The organism is Dialister sp. (assembly GCF_036343215.1).
Lineage (GTDB): Bacteria > Bacillota > Negativicutes > Veillonellales > Dialisteraceae > Dialister.
Map to the genome: position 1 here is coordinate 1 of NZ_JAZASU010000124.1, position 4,126 is coordinate 4,126.

At 50.1% G+C, this 4,126-nt stretch carries 1 protein-coding gene; it reads left to right on the forward strand.

Going from position 1 to position 4,126, the window contains the following annotated elements:
* The first annotated feature begins 2,048 nt into the window (after window positions 1–2,048).
* The gene (locus VZT47_RS09480) at window positions 2,049–4,010 is read left to right on the forward strand and encodes an ESPR-type extended signal peptide-containing protein (RefSeq protein WP_330224722.1); all 1,962 of its coding nucleotides are present in this window, start codon (window positions 2,049–2,051) and stop codon (window positions 4,008–4,010) included.
* The last annotated feature ends 116 nt before the right edge of the window (window positions 4,011–4,126 follow it).

Genomic DNA, 4,126 nt, shown 5'->3' on the forward strand with positions numbered 1-4,126 from the left:
ATCAAATTGGGGATCGAACTCAAAGAACATACTGTGGGTCGATTTCTGCCGCTAACCCAATTATACAGAAAAATTGAACTCCCACCGGTTTTATTTACGGTGGCAACGGCGCCGATATGTGTAATTGGGGAGCTGTCTGCGAAGCAGACTGAGGGGTCGTACTACAGCTGCCAGGCATAAATGAGGCTAATTGACGAAAAGGTACTTGGGACAAATGACTTTATCGGCAAAAGCGAGCCCCCCGAAAAAGCCTCCCCGAAGTTCGGGCAGGCGCCGAAGGCGACGGAGGGGCTGTACTATCTTACAAGTCGAAAGTGAGCTTAAAGGTAAACTTATCCCGGGGGGGCTCCGCGAATGCGGTGGGGGGATGTCAAGCAGGTACATGTCGAAAATGAACAAAAAAGGTACAAGCGCAGGGTTCGGCACAAGGTACATATGAGGCTGATTGATGAAATGTACTCGTGACAAATGAGAAAATCGGTAAGCGAGTAGGCTCTCCCTCGGGAGAGCTCCGCGACAGCGGTGAGAGGGCAAGTAAAAGGAATGGCGGCCTGTGGCCGCCGGGATTTCATTTCCTGCCCTTTCAGGCCCTTCGGGCCAGCTTCCCCGAGGGGAAGCCTGCTCGTGCACGTTTTGAGACACATGTGGGACTGACTGACGAAAAGGTACTCGGGACAAATGACTCTATCCATAAGCAAGAAGGCTCTCCCTCGGGAGAGCTCCGCGACAGCGGTGAGAGGGCAGGTAAAAGAAATTGGCGGCCGTTGGCCGCCGGGATTCCATCCCCTGCCCTTTCAGGCCCTTCGGGCCAGCTTCCCCGAGGGGAAGCCTGCTCGAGTACGTTTTGAGGCACATGTGGGACTAACTGACGAAATGCACGTGGGATAAGAGACACAACCGGTAGTCCGGCAGGCTCTCCCTCCGGGAGAGCTCCCCGAAGGGGTGAGAGGGCGCTGAAGAAATTGGCGGCCTCTGGCCGCCGGGATTCCATCCCCTGCCCTTTCAGGCCCTTCGGGCCAGCTTCCCCGAGGGGAAGCCTTCTCGCGAGACTTTTGAGACATTTACGATGAAAATGGTACGGCATCAGCCTCAGTTTCACATGGCACATATGAGGCTGAATGATAAAAGGAACTCGGGACAATTGACTCTATCGGAAAAAGTGCGGCCCCCTTCGATAAGGGGGCTCCGCGAAGCGGTGGGCAGCGAACAAGTTGAAACCATTCCCGGCTGTATCGGCGGTAAAGTTTCCCGGCCAGTCAATCACCCCTGACAGGGAGAAATGTAATGCCTGAGACGCTGAAAGAGCATTTCAGTCACGAGCAAACAAGCATAAATCATCCCATCCGTCGCCTACGGCGACACCTTCCCTATCTAGGGAAGGCTGACCACCAGGCGGCGAAGCCGCCCGAAGAGAAAAGCCACCCTTGGAAGATTGATGCTTGAAGTGGTGAATGAGCTTTTTACGCACATGAGCAAACAAGCATAAATCATCCCATCCGCCTGCTCCGCAGGCACCTTCCCTATCCAGGGAAGGCTAAGCACCAGGCGGCTTCGCCGCCATTTTTACTCTCTGCCCTTTCAGGCCTTTCGGGCCTTCCCCGGGGGAAGCCTGTTCGCTATCTTTTTTGTTTATTCTCGTCTTGCATCTGTAGTACGACCCACCCGCCCTTCGGGCACCCTCCCAAGCCTGGGAGGGCTTGAACGATAGCATGCTGATGGGTATCGACATTTCTCCCGTCATTCTTTATATACATATATAAAGGCGGGCCTTTTTCTGCCCGCCGCCACCTTCCCGATAGCCCCGGGATTCCCGATCATCCCCGACATCCCCGATTCAAAAACTGTGGAAAAGACAGTTTCCCTTCCGAAATCCCAGCTCATTCAGGCCCCCAAAAACCAGTCATGACAAAAAAACAACGTGTCATGCCAAAATTCACTAGACCGCTTTCCCTTGTTTTATACTGAAATCGTAAGAGATTCGGACAGTATGTACCGGATTTTCAGAGAGAAAGGATTTGACCCTTGCGAGGGAGAAGGGAAGTGTATTTATGAATAAGATTTTCAAAGTGGTGTACAGTAAGGCGAGAAACTGCTACGTGGTAGCCTCGGAATTCGCCAGAGTGAATACGAAGTCCAAGAGCGGCGGTCGCATTGCAGCAAAGGCAATTTTGGCCGTAGCCTTTGGCCTCATGGTAGGTTTCTCCGGATCCTATACGGCGCAAGCTGCAGTAGAGAGTAATAATGGTAATGTCCTCCATGGTGATACTACAGATGCGGATAATCTGAATAAAGCCATCGACGTAACCAGTGGTGGAAATATCAAAGCAGGATCGGGCACATTCAGCAGCAATATATCTGCCACAAATGGTAATTTTAGTGGCGATGTATCCGGCGTAAAGGGTACATTCACTAGTGACGTATCTGGTGCAAAAGGCACGTTTACAGGCGACGTATCCGGCGCGAATGGTACCTTTACCGGAAATCTTACAGCGACCGGCGATATTTCCGGCAATAATGGCACGTTATCCGGCGACCTTTCTGTAGCCGGTGATACTTCTATGGCAAATCTCACGGTAGGCTCCACGGCGAATCCGGGGGAACTGACGGTCAAAGGAAATACGAAAACCACAAACCTGGAGGTCACCAACAGCCTGAGTGCTAACGATGCCAATATTAAAGGCCTTACGGTTACGGGAGATGCTTCGTTCATGCATGGCCTCTCCGCCCTGGGTGATATCAGCACAACCGGCGACGTATCCGGGAAGGACGGTACATTCTCCGGTAACGTAACCGGTAAAAATGGCACATTTACCGGTGATGTTTCTGTAACCGGTGACGTATCCGGCAAGGATGGCACCTTCTCTGGCGATCTGAAAGGAAAAACAATTACTTCCGATACGACGATTAATGCCGGTACCAATATTACAGCTGGCGGAGATATTACGGCCCAGGGTAAATTGTCTGGCGCTACGGCGGAAGTCACCGGCAATTCGACCTTCGGCGGGACAGCTACTTTCAATAATGTCAAAGTTGATGGCAATCTTTCCATGGATAAGCTCACAATCGGTGATGAAAAAAATAACCATACCACCATTGATAAAGGTACTGTCACCTCTGTAAACTATGGTGTAAATGGAAATCTGGGCGATGAAAAGAGCAGCTCCACCTTTGATGCCACTCACGATGAAGTCAAAGTGAGAAGCGAAGATGATCACAGCCTGTCCACGTCCAACCAGACCGCTACTTCCTTTACGGAAGAAATCAAGGATACGATTGATGACAAGAAGCACAATACGGAAACCAAATCCCTGACGGAAACGAAATCCGAAATCTCTGATGGTACCAATACCACCACCATCGACCAGAAGGTAAATGAAGCAACCACTACTGTCACTGACGGGACCAATACTTCCACTTTCGATCAGAAAGCCAACGAAACAAAGTCTACTGTTACCGACGGTACCAATTCGACCTCTATCACCCAGGGAACAACGAATATTGAAAACAAAGCTGAAAACGGTAATATTTCCAATACCGCAAAGAATATCGAAAATACGGCTTCTGAAAATATTACGAACTCCGCAACCAACGGAACCATTACCAACACAGCCAAAGATCTGGTCAATACAGCAACCGGAACCAAGACTGAAAATATTACCGGTGCAGTAACCGAAAATTATGGCAGCCAGGCAACGACTGTAAAAGGCACAAAGGATGAAACTGTAAAAGGCAAAGTCACTGAAACCTATGAAGCAGGTCAGGAAACGACCGTTACCGGTGAACAGAAGAATACGGTGAATGGTAATCAGACTATTAAAGTAACCGGCACCAAGTCCGAAGAGGTAGATGACAAAGTAACAGAAACCTACAAGAAGGGTCAGGAAACCACAGTTACCGGCGACCGTAAGGAAACAGTATCGGGCGCAGTAACTGAAGACTATGGCAGCCAGGCAACGACTGTAAAAGGTACAAAGGATGAAACTGTAAAAGGCAAAGTCACTGAAACCTAAGAAGCAGGTCAGGAAACGACCGTCACCGGAGAACAGAAGAATACGGTGAATGGTAATCAGACTATTAAAGTAACCGGCACCAAGTCCGAAGAGGTAGATGACAAAGTAACAGAAAC

Excerpts from the sequence above, each read along its gene's own strand:
- VZT47_RS09480 (WP_330224722.1), top strand. The coding sequence starts at position 2,049 with ATGAATAAGATTTTCAAAGTGGTGTACAGTAAGGCGAGAAACTGCTAC.